Below are 19383 nucleotides of genomic sequence, written 5' to 3' on the forward strand. Positions count from 1 at the left end.
TGACCGGCATGGGCCCGGTGCCACGGTGCCGGGCTCATACGGCCGTTGCTCCGCCTGCTCACCGGCGGAACGGTCGTGTTGAGCACGCGCCGCGGTCAGGTCACGGGTCGCGAGTCACGAGCGCACCGGGGCCGATCGGCGGCGGCGGTGGACCGGCGCATCACGGAACAGGACTTTCGGCTCCCCGGGATTCAGCCGGCCGGGGGCTGGATGTAGTCCTCCAGTCGTGCCACGGCGAACCCCTGCTGTTGTATGCGCCTGAGCATGTTGGCGAACATCTGGGTCATCGTGTGGCCCTTGAGCTCGGAGGGCCCGCGAAAGTGGGCGAGGATGATGTCGCCGTCGCGCAGCTTCTTGTCCGCCGTCTGGTACTGCATGTTGCGGATCTGCATGGCCTCGCGCCACCACACGATCGCACGGGGCCCGCACTCCCCGACCGCGGTCCTGGTGTTGCTGTCGTACGCGCCGTAGGGCGGCCGGAACAGCAGTGGGGCGGTGCCGTACTCCTTGGTGAGGATCTTCTGGTCGCCGCACACCTCTTCCTGCTGACGGGCCAGCGGGAGGGAGCTCATGACGGGGTGGTGCAGGGTGTGGTTCTGTATGTGATTGCCCAGCGCCTGCAGCCGTTTGAAGTACGCGTAGTCCGACTTTACGGCGTCGTTCATCAGGAACATCGTGATCGGTATCTTCAGGTCCCGCATCATCTTGATGAACTCGGGATCCTTCTCCTGGCCGTCGTCCACCGTGACGAAGACGACCTTCTGCGAGGTCGGTATGTGGGTGAGTACCGGCACGGTTCCGGTGGCGGAGAGCTTCACCGGCTTGTCGGCGGGCGGCTGCGGAGCGGTCCGCAGCGGTGTCAGGCCCCACCTGCGCCAGGCCGCGACGTCGGCGGCGTGGGGAACACCGCCCGAGCCGCCTTTGGGCGCGGCGGCCCGCGAGGTACGGGCTGCGTGACCGGTTCCGCTGCCGCCGACCGCACCGCAGCCGCCGACCGCAACGGCCACCGCGACCGTCCCCGTCACCGCCAGCGACCTGTGGAACCTGTCCCGACTCTTCCGCTGCACCGTTCCTCGCTCCCGTCTGCATATGACGCTTGATCATATGAAATAACTTGATAGTTAAAAAAAGTGGTTGATGATCAGGTGCGAGAGGATTGTGCCGTCACGAACCCGTGCCCCCTCGGACGAGCGGGCTGGTGCAGGGCTCCCAGGAGAGCCGTGTTCACCTGGTTTGATGACGGGGGCGCGGGCGGGGTTCCAGCCGACCGCGGAACGCGTCGCTTGCGATCGGGCAGGGCCTTTTCCCAAGCCGTCGACGTCGGCTCGATCGGTGCCCACCGGTCGTCGGGCAGTTCGCTGACGACTGCTCGACGACCGACTCACGGCCCTCGGCCCTCGACCCTCGGCCCGGTAACGCTCGTACGCTTCTACGGCGCTTCCCAATAGCCCACTATGAGTCCGCATCGCCCCGCTCCTTGCGGATCAGCACGGCACGGGGAGTGCTGTGGCCCATCCCGGTCATCAGCTCCGGCAGGCTCGCGCCCGACACGGCGAGGGTGTTCCCCGTATGCGGAAGATCGTGGAAGTGCGCGTCCGTCGTGCCCCCGGCATCCTTCCTGGCCTTGATCCGGTCGTCGCGGAAGTCGCTGAGCCGCAGCAGACCGCCCTGGAACCCGTCAACGAAGCCTGATGCAGGCCGCGTTGTCCGGGCCAAGGGCAGTCGTCCGGTGCGGGCGCCTGCTCTACTTGAGCCCCAGGACCCGGTGAACGACGGAGACCGACATGGGCGTGCTGTACGACTACTTCCACGCGACCGACCGCACCACGGCGGTGGACCAGGCCATCGGCCCCGACGGCGACTGGCTCAACGGGACGTCGCTGGAGGAGGCGGGCGCGGACTGGATCGACGCAAAGGGCCTGGACCCGAACATCGTTGTGGGCCGACTGGTCGCCTATGCCGAGGCCGTGCCCTTCGCCGACCAGCAGGACACGCCGGAACTGGTCTGGCCCGAACCGCCGTACCCCCAGGGCGAGCCCATCGCCCCCGACTCCCCCTGGGACACGGGGCTGATCCTCCAGCAACTCCCCGATCGTTGGCGGGACATCCTTGCCGCCCTCCCCGAGGACGCCGTCCCGATGGTGGCGGCCCAGTGGTACGAGATCGAGGAGGTCGACTTCGCGGACTACCTCGATGCCGAGAACGCGGTCGGCACGTTCAAGGCCCTGGCGTCGAGGGCGCGGACGGCGGGCGCCCATCTCTATTGCCGGTGCTGCGTGTGAAACGGCCCGCCGGACAGGACTTCCCGCCACGGCTCATCCCGCGCCTGCCGACCGCAGCACCGCCAACAGCGTACGGGCGTCCCGCACGGTGGGGTGTCCCTCACCGAGATGGACGGCGGCATCGTCCACCACCTGTTCGGCGTGTGACACTCCGCCGGGCCGGTCGCATCCGAGCATGGCGTGTGACACCCGCAGCCGCAGTGTCAGGGGATGGCGCGTGCCCAGCCGTGTCTGGGCCTCGGTGAGGAAGGCCCCGCATCCACGACGGGTCTGCGCCATGGGCATGCGCTCCTGTTCCCGCTCCCAGCGAAGGACCCGGGCCGCCAGTTCCTCGGCCGCTTCTTCGGGCCCCGGCTCGCGCGAGGGCACGGGGGCTGCGGCTGTGGCTACGGGTGTGGCGGTGCCGGTGTCGGTGCCGGTGTCGGTGTCGGTGTCGGTGTCGGTGTCGGTGTCGGAAGGCTGCGGCACAGCCCATGTGGTGTCCTCGGCGGCATGGGCTCGGGTGTAGGCCAGCGTCTCGGCATGGCGGGTGGCGGGCACGGTGGCGTGTTCGACGACGAGAGCCCGCGCCTGTTCGGACAGCGAGGGCGGATCGATCCTGCCCGCACCGGCTCCGGGTACCAGCGCCTCGGCCACCTCACCGGCCGTCGGCCGCCGGTCCGGATCCGGGTGCAGACACCGGCGGACCACCTCCACGAGGTCCTGCGGCAGCCCGGCGAGATCGGGGGTGCCGGCTCGGATGCCGGCGACCACGGACGGCGTGTCCCGGCCCCAGGGGCTGCGCCCCAGGGCGAGGCGGGCGAGGACGGTGCCCAGGGAGAAGACATCGCTCGCGGGTGTGAAGGCGGGTTGCTCGCGCAGTTGCTCGGGCGAGGCGTACGCGTAGGTGCCGGCGAAGCCGCGCCGCGGCTCGGTGAGCCGTTCGATCTGGGCGATACCGAAGTCGATCACGCGCGGGCCGTCCTCGGTCAGCAGCACGTTGGCCGGCTTGAGATCGAGGTGCACGATGCCTTCGGCGTGGATGGCGCTCAGGGCGACGGCGATGCCCGCCCCCAGCGTGCGCACCAGGTCGGCCTCCAACTGCCCGCAGCGCTCGACGAGTTCCTGCAGCGAGGGGGCGGCCACGTACGGCACCGCCATCCACGGGGTCGAACCGTCGGTGTCCGCGGCGATCACCGGCACGGTGAACCGTCCGTCGACCCGCCGGGCCGCCCGCACCTCGTGGGCGAAGCCCCGCTTGATCGGGGGAGCCGCCGCGAGGTGCGGGTGCAGCGTCTTGACCGCGACCATCAGTCCGTCGGCGTCCTGGCAGAGGTAGACCCGCCCGAAGCCGCCCTCGCCGACACACTCCAGCACCTGGTACGCGCCGAAGGCCTGCGGCCGGTCCGCACCGGTGCCGGCACCGGGCCGGGCCCGTTCCATCTCCCGCCAGGTCCCGATGGCCGCGGCCTGCGCGTGCAGCGCGATCCTGCCGTCCTGGGCCGCCGCGGGGATCCGCTTCCGCGCGTCCTGTTCCACCGACGCCGACTGCTCGTCCTTCACCACGACGATCCGCGCCGTCCGTGCCGTCCGCTCCGTCCGCTCCGTCCGCTCCGTCCGCTCCGGCTCCGGTCCGCCTTCCTCGAACACGTACGCCTCAAGCTGTACGTTCTCGTCGCTCAGGCCGGACACGTACACGCCCGGCACCCCCAACTGCGCGCACACCGACGCCTCTTCGGGCGTCGGCCGCAGGTCGCCGCGGGCGAAGCACAGGGCCGTCGCCTCGTACCCCCGCCCGGTCAGATCCCGCAGCACGTCCGCCCACTGCCCCGCCGTCCATGCGCGCCATGCCGGGTCGTCCGCGCGGTCGTTCACGACCATGAGGCAGGTCGAGTCGGCCGTGCCCGCCTCGCGGGCCAGTACCGCGCATGCCGTGTCCGGCGCCGCCTGCACCGCCTCCCCCAGCAGCGTCGCGGTCCGTTCCGCGATGCGCAGCACCGTGCGGCCGGCCGTCCGGGCGAGTTCGTCGCGCTGCCCGAGGAGGGTGTCGTACGCCGGCGAGCCCGGCAGCTGCCCCCGAAGCTCCATGCACGCGAGCACCTTGTCGAAACAGTCGACGGCTGTCGTGTGGTCCTCCGCCCGCACCGCCGCTTTCGCCTGCGCGACGCGCGCGGAGAGGACCTGGGAACCGGCCGCGCCGTAGAGTTCCGCGGACCGTTCGGCTATCTGTCCGTACATCCGGCCGGCACGCTGGAAGTCTCCGGCGGCTTCGACCGCGGCGGCCGTCGCGAGGAGGTCCTGCAGCCCGTCGTGGCCGCCCTCGTTGCCGAACGGCAGCACTCCGGCCACCTCGGCATAACGCTGACGGGCGATGGTGACCAGCTGGTGGGCGGGGCCGAGTTCCTGTTGTGCGGTCTGCAGCAGCTGGGAGAACGCGCGGAGCGCGGCCGCGTTGTCGCCGCTCTTCTGCTGCCAGTAACCCACCTCGCACAGCAGGGTGAGGGCGGTCTCGGTGCGGTTCTCCCGTTCGGCGGACCGGCGCATGGCCTCGTAGCGGCGTACGGCCTCCTCCGGGCGGCCCGACCGGCCGTGCCAGTGGGCGAGTTGGTGCCGGGCCAGTTCGGTGTCCGGGTGGCCCGGTCCCTGGATCCGCTCCCGGTCGGTCAACAGGCTCACGAACAGCCGGACCGCGACCTCGGGTCGGCCCGACTCGCCGGTCCAGTGGGCCAGTTGGTGTCGTAGCGCCAAGGTGTCGGCGTCCCCCGGACCCAGTATGCGTTCCGCCTGCGCGACCAGTTCCCGGTACCGTTCGGCGGCCTGCGCGGCGTCGCCCTGTCGGCCGGTCAGTTCGGCCGTCCCGCTGCCCTCCCGCAGCGCCGCGACGAGTTGCTCACGGGGAACCGGCGTCGTATCGCGCCGTCCGCCCAACCACCTCATCAAGCCACCCCCATTGCCGTCCCCGGACGTGTGCCGAGTGGCCAGTATGCTCTACACAAACGTTTGCGCCAATCGTTTGGGCAACATTGCCCGACGGGTTGCGGCGGTAGGAACTGACGCGTTTCCAGGCGGCTTTACGGCGTTCCGCTCATCGCAGGCTCGGCCCGATCGGTGCGCCGGTGGAGGCCCGGACCACGAGTTCGGGTGTGAGCGCCTCCGAGGCGACGGGCTCGCCCGCGATACGGCGCAGGAGCAGTCGTACGGCGCGTCGGCCCTGCTCGGCCATCGGCGAGTGAACGCTGGTGAGCGGGACGGGCAGTTCGGCGGCGAGGGGGGTGTCGTTGAAGCCTGCCAGCGCGAGGTCCTCGCCCAGCCGCAGGCCCAGGTCCCGGGCGGCGCCGATGGTGCCGATGGCCGCGAGGTCGTTGACGGCGAAGATCGCGGTCGGCCGGTCGGGCCCGCTCAGCAGCTCGACGGCGGCCCGGTGCCCGCCGGCCGTGTCGAAGCGGCAGTGCCGCACCCGGTGGGCGGGCAGGGGCAGGCCGGCCTCGCGGTAGCGGTCGGTGAAGCCGCTGGTCCGGTCGGTGCCGGTGCTGGCGAAGGGTTCACCGGCGATCACGGCCACCCGGCGGTGGCCCAGGGCCAGGAAGTGCTCGGCCACGAGCCGGCCGCCCAGCGGGTCGTCGCAGGTCACCGCCGGATGTCCGGTATCGGTACGGCGGTTGACGAGCACGAAGGGGGTGCCGTCCAGGGCCGGGTCGGCCAGCGCGGCCCCGTCCAGGTGTGCGTCGCCGATGATGAGGCCGTCCACCCGGCGCCCGAGGACCATGCCGATCCGCTCACGCTGGGTGCTGGGGTCGTCGTGGGTGTTGGTGACGAAGGTGGACAGCCCCCGCAGGGTCGCCTCCTCCTCCACGCCCTCGTAGATGGTGGCCACCACGATCTCCGACAGCCGTGGGAAGAGCACCCCGACCAGGTTGCTGCGCCGGGTGCGCAGGCTGGTGGCGTGCGGGTTGGGCCGGTAGCCGAGTTCATCGGCCAGCTCGCGGATCCGCCGCGCCGTCTCGCCCGACGCCGCGCGGCCCTGCTCCCCGGAGGGCCCGTTGAGAACCCGGGAGACCGTCGAGACGTGCAGCCCCAGCCGGTCCGCGATCCCGCGCAGTGTCACCGGACCGCCGTCGCCCGCCATACCAGTCTCCCGCCTCACCGTTCTCGAACGGCCTCCATTCTCCCCAACAGCGCACCTCGACGGACCCGGCGGACCCGGCGGACATCGGCGCCCGGGAGGGTCGGCAGGGTGTCGCCGCGGGGAGGGTGTGGGATGCCCCGGGGCGCGCGCGTGACGGGCGCGCCCTTGTGCACCTGCGGTGAACCGCTACCGGGGCAGGATGATCACAATGCTCCCGTTGACGAAGCGGTGGCCGAAGCCGTGGTCAAAGCCGTGGTCGAAGCCGTGGTCAAAGCCGTGGTCGAATCGGTGATCGAAGCAGAACCCCGAGTGGTTGAAGCAGAACCCGGGCTGGCCGAAGCCGAACCCCGGGTTCTCGAAGCGGAACCCGCCGTTGCCGAAGCAGCGCCAGTCGTCGTGGCCGAAGCACGAGTCGGTGGGTACCTGGGTGTGCACTGCAGGGGCTGCCGCCGCGGCCGTGCCGGCTGCGCCTGTCGCAGCGCCGCCGGCCATCAGAACGCCGGCAGCGAACGCCACGCCGAGACGCCTCGCGCTCAGTGCTCGCATGAGGGATACGCCCCCTTCCTTCCGTCGTCTCGCGCGACTCGGTGGCACGAGATGGATGGCTGCAGCCGCGAGCACGTCCCGCATCCAGGATCCCGTTGCACGGGAACCGGCCGACCAGGTGCGTACTCCCAGGATGCGGCCTATTTCCGATACGTCGCAGACGCCCTTTTGGATTGCTCCTCGGGGGACGTGGGTTCAAACGCGGCCCTGCTCAGGGCGTTGCCCGGGGCCTGGACCGGGTCCGGACTTCGAGATGCGGCCACCGCACCGGCTGGTTACGCTCGCTCAGTGGCCGGGTGACGATACGGCCGGGTGACGACGGCCCGAGGCCGCGGCGCAGCAGCCGCCCCACCCCGCCCGCGGAACGGAGAATCCGCAGTCCCGACCTCTGCAGTGTTCACGCCTCCACGGGAGGAAGGTTGCGATGAGGTTCACCCACATGCGTACCGCAAAGGCAACGGCGGCCGTTCTGGTCGCCGTCCCGCTGGCGTTCGGCGGCCTGGCGTCGCCGAGCCACGCGCAGGATGCATCTCCCGGCCCGTCGGGGACGTTCGGTCCCGGCTGTTCGGCGCTCTCCCAGAAGGTCAACACGGCCAGGGACCGGGTCATGGAGGCCGCGGCCGCGTATCCGCAGCTCAGCCAGCTGGTCTCGGCCGTGGTCAGAGCGAGGCTGAACGGCACCCTCGACGGGAAACCGCACATCACCGTCTTCGCCCCCAACGCCCAGGCCTTCCAGAAGGTGACCGCGTCGCAGCTCACCTCGCTGCTCGGCAACGAGGGGCAGCTGAAGAAGGTGCTGACCTACCACGTCGTGAACAAGCAGATCACCCCGAACGAGCTCTCCCACGGCTCCTTCACGACGGTGGAAGGCAGCAAACTGACCACGTCGGGTTCGGGTACCACCTTCAAGGTCAACGGCAAGGCGAACATCGTCTGCGGCAACATCAAGGCCGCGAACGCCACCATCTACGTCGTCGACGCGGTTCTCCAGCCCCCGTCCTGAGCGGGACTCAGCGGGACTCAGCGGGACCCGGGCGGGACCCGGGCGGGACCCGGGCGGCGGGTCACACCCCGACGAAGCTCACCGTCTCCGTCATGTCCGCCCGCCCGGTCCGCAGCCGCGGCACGCCGTCCCTCTCGAATCCCACCGAGACACCGCAGAAGAGTGTGAGCCCGTCGTCGGCTCCGACTGTCCGGCTGACGGTGTCCCGGTACATCGTCCACATCACCTGGGGGCAGCTGTGCAGCCCTTCCGCCCTCAGCAGCAGCATGACCGTCTGCAGGTACATCCCCGCGTCCCCCCACTGCCCTGGTCCCATCGTCCGGTCGAGGTAGCAGAACAGGACGACCGGCGCCCCGAACGCCCCCGAGTTCAAGGCGGCGATCTTCCTGGGCCGCTCGGGGTCGTCGCGCTCGATGCCCAGCGCCTCGTACCGCTGGGCGGCCGCGGCGGAGAAACGGTCCAGGTAGGGCGAGGCCAGTTCGGCCGGGTACATCGGGTACTCCCGCTCATCGCCCGGGTCTCCCGCCAGCGCCCTGGCCGTGGCGCGTCGCTTCAGCTCGGCCAAGGGCTCGCCGGCCACGACATACACGTGCCACGGCTGGAGGTTCCCGCTCGACGGAGCCCGCGTCGCCGCGGCCAGCACTCGTTCGAGCACCTCTCTGGGCACCGGCTCATCACTGAACGCCCGCACGGCCCTGCGGCTGTCCACGGCTTCGTACACATCCACGTCTCCTGGTCCTCTCACATCGGGGCGGGCGCCGGTCGCTCATTGCGACTCTCCCGGCTGAGCGCTTCGCACCGCCCGGCCCACCTCCGTGCGCAGCCTCACGAAGACGGGTGAGCTGCGGGTGGTGATCTGGTCCCGCTCCCGCGGCAGGGCGACCGGGAGGTCCCGGACGACGTGGGAGCCGGGGCCCGGGGAGAGGACGACGACCCGGTCGCCCACGTACACGCTCTCGTCGATGTCGTGGGTGACGAACACGATGGTCGTGTCGTCGGTGCGATGGACTTCGAGGAGGAGGTCCTCCAGGTCCTCCCGGGTGCCCGCGTCCAGCGAGCCGAACGGCTCGTCCATGAGCAGCAGCGAGGGACGGCAGACCAGGGCGCGGGCGATGGCGACGCGCTGCTGCATACCGCCGGACAGTTCGCGCGGACGGCGCCGGGCGGCCCCGGGCAGGCCGACCCGTTCGAGGATGGTCTCGGCCTCGGTCCGGCGGGCGGCACGGGTCAGGCCCCGGCGGCGCAGCGGCAGGGCCACGTTGTCGCGGACGGTGAGCCAGGGCAGCAGCGAGCGGCCGTACTCCTGGAAGACCACCGCCAGCCGCTCCGGCACGCCGGTCACCGGTGTCCCGTCGACCGTGATCGTGCCCTCCTGTGCGGGCAGCAGCCCGGCGATGGCGCGCAGCAGCGTGGACTTTCCGCAGCCGGAGGGCCCGACCACGCTGAGGAGTTGCCCGTCGGGCACGGTCAGGCTGATGCCGTCCAGGACGGGCCGGCCCCCGAAGTGCCGGCTGACGGAGTCGAGGCGCAGCATCCCTCACCCCGCCCGGGTCTCGTACAGGGTGGCCGTGCCGCCGGTCACCACGACGTGCAGCAGGAAGGGGCCGGCGTCGTCACCGCGGCCCAGGGCATGGTCCAGGGCGTCCGGCAGTTCGGCGGGGTGCTCGGCGCGGGCCGCGGGGCAGCCGAAGGACTGCGCGAGTGCCGTGAAGTCGATGCCGGTGATGTCCGTGCCGGGGACGGGCGCGATGCCGATCCGGCGGCCCAGCGCGCGGACGGCCCCGTAACCGCCGTTGTCCACAAGGACGTAGGTGACCGGTGCCATGTGGCGGGCCGCGGTCCACAGGGCCTGCACCGAGAACAGGGCCGAGCCGTCCCCGACCACGCACACCACCCGGCGCCGGTCGGCGAGGGCCCGGCCCACCGCCAGGGGCAGGCCCCAGCCGAGCGCGCCGCTGCCCGTGGTGAGGAAGCCGCCGCTCGACTCGACGGGCACGCGCGCGTGCAGCGTGTCCCGGTGGCTCGGCGCCTCCTCCACGAGGACCCGGTCGCGCGGCAGGCGGGCGCGCAGCAGGTCGAAGAGCAGCTCCGGGGTGATGTGTCCCCCGGCAGCGGCCGGGGGCGGCGCCGGACGGGGCGGCGGCGGTTCGCGGCCGGCCGCCGTCTTCAGCAGCCCGGTGAGCCGCTCCAGCGCGGGCCGCAGGGTGGTGACGATGCTGGTGCCGGTGGGCAGCCAGGCGGCCTGGCCCGGGTCGCAGTCCAGGTGGAACAGTTCGGTACCGGGCGCGAGCGGCGGACCGCCGTCGTCCGCCACGTGATAGGTGAACACCGGTGCGCCGAGGGCGACCACCACGTCGTACGGCGCGAGACACGCGGACAACTGGCGGGCGACCGGCGGCAGGAAGCCCTGGAACAGCGGATGCGACTCCGGGAAGCCGGAGCGGCCGGAGAGGGGGCTGATCCACACCCCGGCCCGGATCCGCTCGGCCAGCGCGCGGACCGGCTCCAGCGCGTCCTCGTCGTCGACGCCCGGACCCACCACGAGTGCCGGGCGCGCACAGGTCTCCAGGCGGGCGGCGAGCGCGTCGAGGGCGGCCGGGTCGGCCGTGAACCCCGAGTGCAGCGTGCGGGGCGTGACGGGTTCGGCGGGCCGGTCCCAGTCGTCCTCGGGCACGGACACGAACACCGGGCCGCGCGGCGGCGTCATCGCGACCCGGTAGGCCTCGGCGAGCAGGGCCGGCACGTCCTCGGCGCGTTCCGGCTGACGCGCGTACTTCACGTACGGGCGCGGGAACAGGGCCGGTTCGTCGGCGCCGAGGAACGGCCGCAGCCGGAGCAGCGAGCGCGCCTGCTGACCCGCCACGATCACCAGCGGCACCCGGTCGCGGAAGGCGTTGAAGACCGCGCCGAGGGCGTGCCCCGTCCCGCCGGCCGAGTGCAGGCCGACGAAGGCGGCCCGCCGGGTGCCGAGCGCGTGCCCGGCCGCCATGCCGACGGCGACGGACTCCTGCAGCCCCAGCACATAGGTGAAGTCGTCCGGCCAGTCGCGGAACATCCGCAGTTCCGTGGAGCCCGGATTGCCGAAGACCGTGGTCATGCCGGTGTCGCGCAGGAGTCGTACGACCGCCTCGCGCACCGTCGTGGCCGTCGTCATGCCGTCCTCCCGGTGGGCTCTGACGCCGATGCGGACTCGGCCGTGGCCGAGACCGGGCCGACGAGCCGCTTCTCGACCGCCAGCAGTCCGGTGTTGAGGAGATTCCCGAGTACGCCGAGCAGCAGCAGCGCCGACCAGACCGTGAGCAGGTCGGAGCGTGTCTGAGCGTCGGTGAGGGTGAATCCGATGCCGTCGTCGCTGCCCGGCAGCAGCTCCGAGAACACCATCAGGATCAGGCAGAGCGAGAGGCTGAGCCGGAGCCCCGCGAAGATCCGGGGCAGCGCCGAGGGCAGGATCAGGAACCACAGCCGCTCGGGTGCCGTCAGCCGCAGCACGGCCGCCACCTCCAGCCGCAGCGGATCGGTGGCGCGGGCGCCCTCGGCCGAGTTGACCAGCACCGGCCATACGGCGCCGAACACGATCGACGCCACCTGCATGGGCGTACCGACGTCGAAGACGACGACGAACACCGGCACCAGCGCGGGCGGCGGCACGGCCCGTGCGAACTGGAGCACCGGGTTGCACAGCGCGTACGCCCGGCGTGAGCGGCCCACCGCGATCCCCAGGGCGATCCCGGCGACGGCGGCGAGCGTGAACCCGGCCGCCATCCGGCCCAGGCTCGGCAGGATGGTGTCGACGGCGTCCGAGGTGAGGAACAGACGGCCCGCGGAGCCCGAGAACCACAGGTCGCGGGCGTGCCGGGCGATCCGCAGCGGCGGCGGGAAGTACACGCTGTGCCGGGCGCGGGCGGCCAGCTCCCAGCAGAGGACGGCACCGAGGAACACCGACCAGCGCAGCAGGAAGGGTACGGCGGCGGCGGTGCGGGGCTGCTGTGGCCGCGTCATGGGCGGCTCCGCCGCAACGTGCCCGCCTCCGGGCGGGGTTCCTGCGCCCAGGCGAACAGCCGCCGCTCCGCGCCGACCAGTACGCCGTTGATCACCAGTCCGAGGACGCCCGCCCACACCACCCCGGCCAGCACGTCCCGCGTGCCGTCCGTCTCGGTCTGGGCCTGGGCGATGAAGATGCCGAGGCCCTGGCCGAAGCCGGAGAGGATCTCCGTCGCGACGGCGAGGATCAGGGCGACCGAGGCCGAGATCCGCACACCGGCGGCGATGAACGGGGCGGTGGCCGGCAGCTCCACCCGCAGCAGCACCGCGAGCCGGCCGAACCCGAAGGCGCGCAGGGTGTCCCTGGCCAGCGGGTCGGTCTCGCCGAGGCCGTAGACGGTGTTGAACAGCACCGGCCACAGCGAGGCGTACGCGATCAGCGTCACCTCCGTCTGCGTGCCCGACCCGAGCAGCAGTGACACCAGGGGGATCAGCGCGACGGACGGCAGGGGCCGCAGGAACTCGATCACGGCGCGGGCGGCGGCCTCCACCACCGGCACCGCGCCCAGCAGCAGTCCCAGCGGCACGGCGAGCGCACAGGCGAGCCCGAGGCCGAGCGCCCACGCCCGCAGGGTCACCCCGATCCCGTCGCGAAAGGCCGGGTCGCCCGCCAACCGCACGGCGCGGACGACGACTTCGGACGCGGGCGGCAGATAGCTGCGCCGGACGATCCCGGCCCGGGCCACCGCCTCGCAGATCCCGAAGGCCGCCGCGGCGCCGCCCAGGCCGAGCAGGACCTCCTGACGCCTGGTCACCTCACGCCGCACCGCCATGTCACGTCGGGCCACCTCACGCCGTGTCACTTCACGCCGCCGGGTCACTTCACGTCGCGTCACTTCACGCCGGGTCATTTCACCAGCAGGGGTGCCGGGTCGATGTCCTTGGTCAGCAGCCCCTGGGTGCGCATGAGCCGGATGAGCCGGCGCAGGGCGGACGGATCGGCGGTCGGCGGATAGGTCGGCAGGTGGATCGACGCGGCCTGGTCCGCGGTCACCTTGGTGTACTTGGGCAGTTCGGTGCGTACGGCCGCCGGGTCCTGGGCGGCCAGCTCGGACGCCGCCTCGACGGCACGCCGGAAGCCCGCTGCCGCCTTCGGGTTCTTCTTCACGAAGGCGGCCGTGGTGACGTACCCGCTGGCGGGCAGGCCCGTCGCCGGTCCCGAACCCCCGTCGAGCAGCACCCTCGCGCCCAGTTCCCCCTGGATGGCCGTGTCGAAGGGCTCGACCGCGTGGGCGGCGTCCACCTGGCCCCGCTGCAGAGCCGGGCCCATCTGCGGGAACAGGATCTGCCGGTAGACGGGCCGCCCGGCGTGCCGGGCGTCGAGGATCGCGTTCAGGGTCAGGGACTGGATGTTGTTCAGGACGGCGACGGCGACCTTCTTGCCGGCCAGGTCCGCGGGCGACTTCAGGGCGGAGTCCTTGGGCACGAGGACATCCATCATGTGCGGGGCGATCCGTACGCCCTCGGCGAGGATGCGCAGGTCCAGGGTGCCCTTCTCGTACGCCTGGAGGTAGGTGACGTAGTTCGCGCTCGCGATGACGTCCACCTGGCCCTTGAGCAGTGCGGGCAGCGCCTGGATGCTCTGCTGCACGGGCTGGATGCGTACGTCCAGGCCCTCCTTGGCGAACAGCCCGCGGTCCCGGGCCAGGTAGAGGGCGGCGGAGTCGGTGAGCGGGAGTGCGGCCACGGTCAGCTGCTGCCGGCCGTCGGCGGAGTGCGGTGTGCCGCCGCTGTCACAGCCCACCAGGATCAGTGCCGCGGCGGCGACGAGCGCGGCAGTGCGAGTGGTTCCCGAACGCGATCGGCGTAACCGTTGTAAGGGCATGTCGGCATCACTACCCCAATTTGTCATGATCGCTACAGATCGGGGCTGGTTTTCGGGTGCTTCGGAGGAGATCTTCTTCAGGGGCCGGTCAGTCCGTGGGGCGGCCGATGCGGGCGGCGAGGATGGTGATGTCGTCCTCGGCGGGGCTGGGAGCGAAGCGGTCCATGAGGGTGTTGCACAGCTCGTCGAGGTCGTGGTGCGGGCCGTCGAGAAGGCGGACGAAATCGTCGAGTCGCTCGTCCAGGTCGGTCCCGCGGGCCTCGATGAGGCCGTCGGTGTAGAAGACGACGATGCTGCCCGGGTCCAGGGCGACCTCGGTGGTGCTGAAGCGGATGCCGCCGATGCCCAGGGGCGCGCCGGCGGGCAGGTCGAGCAGGCGGGCGCTGCCGTCGGGCGTCACCAGGGCGGGCGGGGGGTGGCCGGCGCGGCCGAGCCGGCAGCGGCCCGCCGTGCAGTCGCAGATGCCGTAGAGGCAGGTGGCCAGGAGGGGGCTGTCGAGTTCCTGGAGCGCGTCGTCGAGGTGGTGGAGGAGCTGGTCGGGGGGCAGGTCGAGGTGGGTGAAGGCGCGCACGGTGGTGCGCATCTGCCCCATGATCGCGGCGGCCTGGATGCCGTGGCCCATCACATCGCCGATGACCAGGGCGCCCTTGCCGGGGGCGAGGGTGGCGACGTCGAACCAGTCCCCGCCGACCTCGTGGACGTCGGAGGCAGGCCGGTAGCAGTGGGCGATCTCGATGCCCGCCGGGGGTTTCGGGAGACTGGGGAGCATGCTGCGCTTCAGGGTGAGCGCGACGTCGTGCTCTCGGTGGTACAGCCGGGCGTTGTCGATGCAGACGGCGGCGTGGGCGGCCAGATCGCCGGCGACCGCGAGATCGGCGGCGTCGAAGGCGGGCCGGTCGCCGTCCCGCAGGAAGGTGGCGACGCCGAGGACCAGGCCGCGGGCCGCGAGGGGCACCATCATCATCGATGTCACGCCCAGGGACCGGAGCCGTCCGGGAACCGAGGAGTAGCGGTCGGCCTGCGCGACGGCACGGGCGTCGATGCGGCGCAGCAGGAAGGGCCGGCGGTCGATGACGGCCTGCGCGTAGGGCGCGCTCGCGGGGAAGTGCAGGGTGCCGCCGACGGGGGTGAGGATGTCCGCGGCCGCGTGCCCCCGGGCGGGGGCCTTGCCGAGGCGGCGCAGGGCGGCACCGCCCCACAGGCTGGTCATCGGCTCGGTGGCTTCGGTGAGGTCGGCCAGGACGTCGACGGTGGCGATGTCGGCAAGGCGGGGCACCGCGATGTCGGCCAGCTCCTGTCCCGTCCGGGCCGCGTCGAGGGTGGTGCCGATCCGCAGCGTGGCCTCGTTGAGCAGTGCCAGACGCTCACGGCCGGCGGTGGCCTCCCGCTCGCTCTTCTCCTGGGTGGTGACATCGATGATCGTGGCGTTGATCCCCAGCGGTTCGCCGGCCGCGTCCTCCAGCCGGAAGTAGGAGCAGGACCACACGCGCTCGTGGTCGGGGCTCGCGGGGGTACGGCCGATACGGCGGAAGTTCACCACGGGGGCACCGGTGACCAGCACCCGTCGCATCGCCGCTTCCATCTGCTCGCTGTTGACCCCGGGCAGGACCTCCGAGGGCCGGCGCCCCAGGTGTGCCGCGGCGGGCAGCCCGTTCATCGCCTCCAGGGCGCGGTTGACCTGCTGGAACCGCAGCTCGGTGTCGAAGATCGCCAGTCCCACCGGGGAGCGGGCGAACAGGGCGTCCAGCGGGCCGTCGGCTTCGCGGGCCCGGCGCGCCTCACGGGCGTCGGCGGCCAGGACGAGTACGTCCCATCCCTCGCCGCCCGGTGCGGGCACGGGACACCCCCACACCTCCGTCCCGATGGTGGAGCCGTCCTTGTGCCGCATCGGGAACTGCCCGGTCACGGTGCGCCCGGCGGCGACCGCGTCGTGCACGGCGCGGGCCTCCCGGCGATGGTCGGGCAGGACGAGGTCGGTGAGGTCACGGCCGACGACCTCGTCGGTGGCGTAGCCGAGCAGTTCGGGGGCGGCCTTCGCCCACTGCCTGATCCGTCCGGTGGCATCGGAGACGATCAGGGCGACGGGCAGCGGATTCCACCATGCCGCGGCCTGCCCGACCGCAGCCGTGCGCCCCCCGGCCTGCCTGGGATCCGGCATCACGAGTGCTCCAAGCTGCTGCCTTCCCATTATGAACAGGTTTGCGAGCGGCGGCACCGGAGTCCGCGACGGCGGTCGACCGCGGCGTGGGGTGGCGGCGGACGGCCGCGTCGGACAGCCGCGTCGGACAGCCGCGTCGGACGGCCGTGCCTACGGCATGTTGAGCACCTGCTCGGCCCAGATGGTCTTGCCGGTGCGGGTGTAGCGGGTGCCCCAGCGCTGGGTGAACTGGGCGACCATGAACAGGCCGCGGCCGTCCTCGTCGAACACCCGGGCCCGGCGCAGATGAGGACTGACGCCGCTGCCGTCGCTGACCTCGCAGATCAGCGTGTCCCCCTTGATGAGCCGCAGCCGGATCGGCCCTCCGGCGTGCCGCATCGCGTTGGTGACCAGCTCGCTCACCACCAGTTGGGTGACGAACCCGGCCTCCGAAAGTCCCCACAGGGCGAGTTGCTCCGCCACCAGCCTGCGGGCGTCGGCGACGACCGCGGGATTGCCCGGCAGGTCCCAGCTGGCCAGGCGGTCCTCGTCGAACACGCGGGGGCGGGCCAGGAGCAGGGTGACGTCGTCGGTGTGCGGTTCGGGGCACAGGGTGTCCAGGACGGTGTCGCACAGGGCGTCGAGCGTGGCGGCCGGCAGGGCGAGGGCGCCGCACAGGTCCGAGAACCCCTGGTCGACGTCGCGCTCCCGGGTGGTGAGGAGGCCGTCGGTGAACAGTGCCAGCATGCCCCCTTCGGGCACGATGACGTCCGCCGCCTCGAACGGCAGGCTGCCGAGCCCCAGCGGTGGGCCGCAGGGCAGGTCGATGACGCTGCTGGTGCCGTCCGGGTGGATCAGCACGGGGGCGGGGTGGCCGGCGCGGGCCAGGGAGCAGGTGCCGGAGACCGGGTCGTAGACGGCGTACAGACAGGTGGCACCGATGTCGCCGGGGATCTCACCAATGGGCTCGCCACCCGGCTCCCCCGCGGCGTGGGTGATGATGTCGTCGAGGTGGGTGAGGAGTTCCTCGGGCGGCAGGTCGATGTCGGCGAGGGTGCGTACGGCGGTACGCAGCCGGCCCATGGTCGCGCAGGCGTTGACGCCGTGGCCGACGACGTCGCCGACCACCAGGCCGACCCGTGCTCCGGGCAGCGGGACCACGTCGAACCAGTCACCGCCCGCCTGGGCGCCGCAGTCGCCCGCGGGCAGGTAGCGGGCGGCCGTCTCCACAGCGGGGTGCACGGCCGACTCCCGCGGAAGCAGGGCCCGCTGCAGTGCGAGCGCGATGCCGCGTTCCCGGGTGAACCGGCGGGCGTTGTCCAGACAGATCGCGAGCCGGTCCACGAGGTCCTCGCTGATCGCCGTGCAGTCCGGGCCGAAGGCCTCTTCGTGCGAGGCCGCGTACCTGACGAACAGGACCGCCCCGAGGGAGACGCCCTGGGCCCGGATCGGCACCGCGATCAGCGAGTGGGGGCCGAACGTCTCCGCGAGCGCCGCCTGGACGGGGTCCTCGTCCAGCCAGCCGGCGATCTCGGGATCCTTGGTGCCGTGCCGGACGGCCCGGCCCTCGGCCAGACACCGCGCGACCGGCGACGACCATGGATGGGCGTGCGCCTCCGTGGCGCTGATCACCGTGTCGAGCGACTGCCCGGCGGCCCACCGGTAGGCCGCCGTACGCAGGGCGGTGGCGTCCCGGGGAAGGACGGGCGCGGGCAACTCGCCCTGGAAGACGGGCTCCAGAAGGTCCACGCTGACGAAGTCGGCGAAGCGGGGGACCGCGAGTTCCGCGAATTCCCGTGCCGTTCCCGTGATGTCCAGGCTCGTGCCCACCCGGGTCCTGGCCTCGCTGATCAGGGCGATGCGCTCCCTGGAGTCGTACTGCTGGGAGTAGTCGGACGCCGCAACGCCCACCGCTCGCACCGAGCCGTCGGCGTCCTTGAGCGGGAAGACGTCCATGGCCCAGGCGTGCGCCTTGGCTTCGCCGGGGAGTCTGACGATGGGCTCGGCCGCCTCCGCCTTCCCGGTCCTGGCCACTCGGAGGACCCGCCGCTCCACCTCCTCGATCGCGTTGCCCTGGAGAATCTCGGTCAGGCGCCGCCCGCAGGCCTCCTGCTCGGAGAAGCCTCCCGCTCCGAGCATCGGCTCGTTCCCGCGCAGCAGGCGTGCGTCGAGGTCGCAGATGGCGACGGCGAGCGGCTGCTGCTCGAATATCCACTGCGGGAGCAGGGCATCCGGGAGGGTGTCCGTCGCGGTCTCGGGCACGGCCGTCAGCAGGAGCAGGAAGCCGCAGTCCCGGTCGGTGTCCTGCAGCGGGCACAGGTGCAGCCGTGCGTGCAGCGGGATGCCGTCGCGGTGCCGCAGTGCTCCCTCGGCCGTCAGCAAGTCGTCCACCGGCCTGCCGATGATCTCGACAGGGGCGTAGCCGAGCAGTTCCTGCGCACCGCTGCTCCAGTGGGTGACGCAGCCGTCCCGGTCCAGCACGCCCGCCGCGGCGGACACGTCCAGGCGAGCACCGGTGAATTGGCGAGTGTTCCGCCTGCCCCAGGTGTGCATGGTGGTCTCTGATCTCTTGTCGCAGGCAGTATCCACAGTGCTCCTGGGACCAGGGGATCGCAAGCTTCGGGCGCCGCGTACCGGCCCTCACGGGGTACGGCGGCGGTGCCGGAGGCCCGGTTCTTCCTGCGTGCGCGCGGCTTCGCTCCGGGGCTGGGGCATGCCCCTGAGTCAGGACGCCGAGAACGCCTTCACGCGCACACCGCTGTCACAGATGCGCACGGTCGCCTTCTCGCCGCCGCTCGTGGTGAACGCGGGGCGCAGCGGCCGGGACTCACCCGGCGGGACGACGTCGACGCCGGTGACGACATCGCAGTCGTCGAGGGCCGTGAAGGTGAGCGCGGCGGAAGCGGAATCCCCCGGAGCGAGCTCGACCTTCACCGCGTCGGCGGTCGCCCCGGCCCAGTCGACGGGCAGTTCCGTCCGGCCGGCCGTACCGGCGAACCGGAGGGACGGGAAGCCGCGCACCGTGCAGGAGCCGTCCCCCTTGTTGGTGATCACCACCGAGGCCCGGCCCTGACCTGTACTGACGGCCGTGGCTTTCAGGTCCTTCGTACGGCAGTGATCAGCAGCGGGGCTCGGCAGGGAGTCCGCTCCGTAGAGCACCCCGGCCGACGAGGACGAGGAGGACGACGAGGATGACGACGAGGATGACGACGAGGACGAGGCGCCGCCGGTCTGCGAGCGGCCCCCGGCCGCCGTACTCAACGAGCTGGAAGCGGAACCGTTTCCGGGACGGTCCCCGGCGTCGGACGACGAGGAGGACGCGGACGACGAGCACCCGGCCGCGCCGACGAGGAACAGGACCATGACTGCGATCGGTGGTCGGCGCATGACTCCTGCCTGCCCTTCGAACGGATTCACGGATGCTGCCAACGCGTCGACGATCTC

Annotated in this window: 16 protein-coding genes; 2 read left to right on the forward strand and 14 right to left on the reverse strand. The window is 72.1% G+C overall.

What is annotated here, in order from left to right:
* Positions 1–191: 191 nt before the first annotated feature.
* Together ACIRR9_RS14190 and ACIRR9_RS14195 are read right to left on the reverse strand one after the other, a co-directional pair.
* The gene (locus ACIRR9_RS14190; RefSeq protein WP_403750990.1) at positions 192–1067 is read right to left on the reverse strand and encodes a polysaccharide deacetylase family protein; all 876 of its coding nucleotides are present in this window, start codon (positions 1065–1067) and stop codon (positions 192–194) included.
* A gap of 385 nt (positions 1068–1452) precedes the next feature.
* Positions 1453–1716, reverse strand: a complete 264-nt coding sequence (locus ACIRR9_RS14195; RefSeq protein ID WP_403750992.1) for a hypothetical protein — start codon at positions 1714–1716, stop codon at positions 1453–1455.
* Between the two features lie 68 nt (positions 1717–1784).
* On the opposite strand from ACIRR9_RS14195, the gene ACIRR9_RS14200 reads away from it, so the two are divergent.
* Positions 1785–2282, forward strand: coding sequence for a hypothetical protein (locus tag ACIRR9_RS14200; protein ID WP_403750994.1), 498 nt, complete (start codon positions 1785–1787; stop codon positions 2280–2282).
* 33 nt (positions 2283–2315) lie between these two features.
* Here the strand turns inward: ACIRR9_RS14200 and ACIRR9_RS14205 are convergent, their stop codons facing one another.
* The 3 genes from ACIRR9_RS14205 to ACIRR9_RS14215 all read right to left on the reverse strand — a co-directional run bounded on the left by ACIRR9_RS14205 (position 2316) and on the right by ACIRR9_RS14215 (position 6903).
* Entirely contained in the window at positions 2316–5198 is a 2883-nt protein-coding gene (locus ACIRR9_RS14205) for a protein kinase (RefSeq protein WP_403750996.1), read from the reverse strand.
* Positions 5199–5346: 148 nt separating this feature from the next.
* Positions 5347–6387 carry a LacI family DNA-binding transcriptional regulator gene (locus tag ACIRR9_RS14210; RefSeq protein WP_403750998.1) on the reverse strand — a complete coding sequence of 347 codons (1041 nt, stop codon included), beginning with the start codon at positions 6385–6387 and terminating at the stop codon, positions 5347–5349.
* Positions 6388–6573: 186 nt separating this feature from the next.
* Positions 6574–6903, reverse strand: a complete 330-nt coding sequence (locus ACIRR9_RS14215; RefSeq protein ID WP_403751000.1) for a hypothetical protein — start codon at positions 6901–6903, stop codon at positions 6574–6576.
* Positions 6904–7372: 469 nt separating this feature from the next.
* Here ACIRR9_RS14215 and ACIRR9_RS14220 point away from each other — a divergent pair, with 469 nt between their 5' ends.
* On the forward strand, positions 7373–7936 hold the full coding sequence (locus ACIRR9_RS14220; protein ID WP_403751003.1) for a fasciclin domain-containing protein: 564 nt from the start codon (positions 7373–7375) through the stop codon (positions 7934–7936).
* A gap of 61 nt (positions 7937–7997) precedes the next feature.
* On the opposite strand, the gene ACIRR9_RS14225 is transcribed toward ACIRR9_RS14220, so the two are convergent.
* The 9 genes from ACIRR9_RS14225 to ACIRR9_RS14265 all read right to left on the reverse strand — a co-directional run bounded on the left by ACIRR9_RS14225 (position 7998) and on the right by ACIRR9_RS14265 (position 19326).
* Complete coding sequence (locus ACIRR9_RS14225) at positions 7998–8663, reverse strand: nitroreductase (protein WP_403255443.1); 666 nt, start codon at positions 8661–8663, stop codon at positions 7998–8000.
* 39 nt (positions 8664–8702) lie between these two features.
* Positions 8703–9470, reverse strand: coding sequence for an ABC transporter ATP-binding protein (locus tag ACIRR9_RS14230; RefSeq protein ID WP_403751005.1), 768 nt, complete (start codon positions 9468–9470; stop codon positions 8703–8705).
* Between the two features lie 3 nt (positions 9471–9473).
* Positions 9474–11090: a benzoylformate decarboxylase gene (gene mdlC / locus ACIRR9_RS14235; protein WP_403751007.1), complete on the reverse strand. Its 1617-nt coding sequence runs from the start codon at positions 11088–11090 to the stop codon at positions 9474–9476.
* Positions 11087–11935 (reverse strand): ABC transporter permease, encoded by an 849-nt coding sequence (locus ACIRR9_RS14240; protein WP_403751009.1) that lies wholly within the window; start codon positions 11933–11935, stop codon positions 11087–11089. Before ACIRR9_RS14240 ends, mdlC begins: the two co-directional genes overlap by 4 nt.
* On the reverse strand, positions 11932–12750 hold the full coding sequence (locus tag ACIRR9_RS14245) for an ABC transporter permease (RefSeq protein WP_403751011.1): 819 nt from the start codon (positions 12748–12750) through the stop codon (positions 11932–11934). Before ACIRR9_RS14245 ends, ACIRR9_RS14240 begins: the two co-directional genes overlap by 4 nt.
* A gap of 74 nt (positions 12751–12824) precedes the next feature.
* Entirely contained in the window at positions 12825–13721 is an 897-nt protein-coding gene (locus ACIRR9_RS14250) for an ABC transporter substrate-binding protein (protein ID WP_403751013.1), read from the reverse strand.
* Between the two features lie 169 nt (positions 13722–13890).
* Positions 13891–15960, reverse strand: a complete 2070-nt coding sequence (locus ACIRR9_RS14255) for a SpoIIE family protein phosphatase (protein WP_403751015.1) — start codon at positions 15958–15960, stop codon at positions 13891–13893.
* A 150-nt stretch (positions 15961–16110) separates the two neighbouring features.
* The gene (locus ACIRR9_RS14260; protein WP_403751017.1) at positions 16111–18438 is read right to left on the reverse strand and encodes a SpoIIE family protein phosphatase; all 2328 of its coding nucleotides are present in this window, start codon (positions 18436–18438) and stop codon (positions 16111–16113) included.
* A gap of 225 nt (positions 18439–18663) precedes the next feature.
* Positions 18664–19326 carry a DUF4232 domain-containing protein gene (locus ACIRR9_RS14265; protein WP_403751019.1) on the reverse strand — a complete coding sequence of 221 codons (663 nt, stop codon included), beginning with the start codon at positions 19324–19326 and terminating at the stop codon, positions 18664–18666.
* Positions 19327–19383 lie beyond the last annotated feature (57 nt).

Source organism: Streptomyces sp. NPDC101234 (assembly GCF_044767525.1).
Taxonomy (GTDB): Bacteria; Actinomycetota; Actinomycetes; order Streptomycetales; family Streptomycetaceae; genus Streptomyces; species Streptomyces sasae.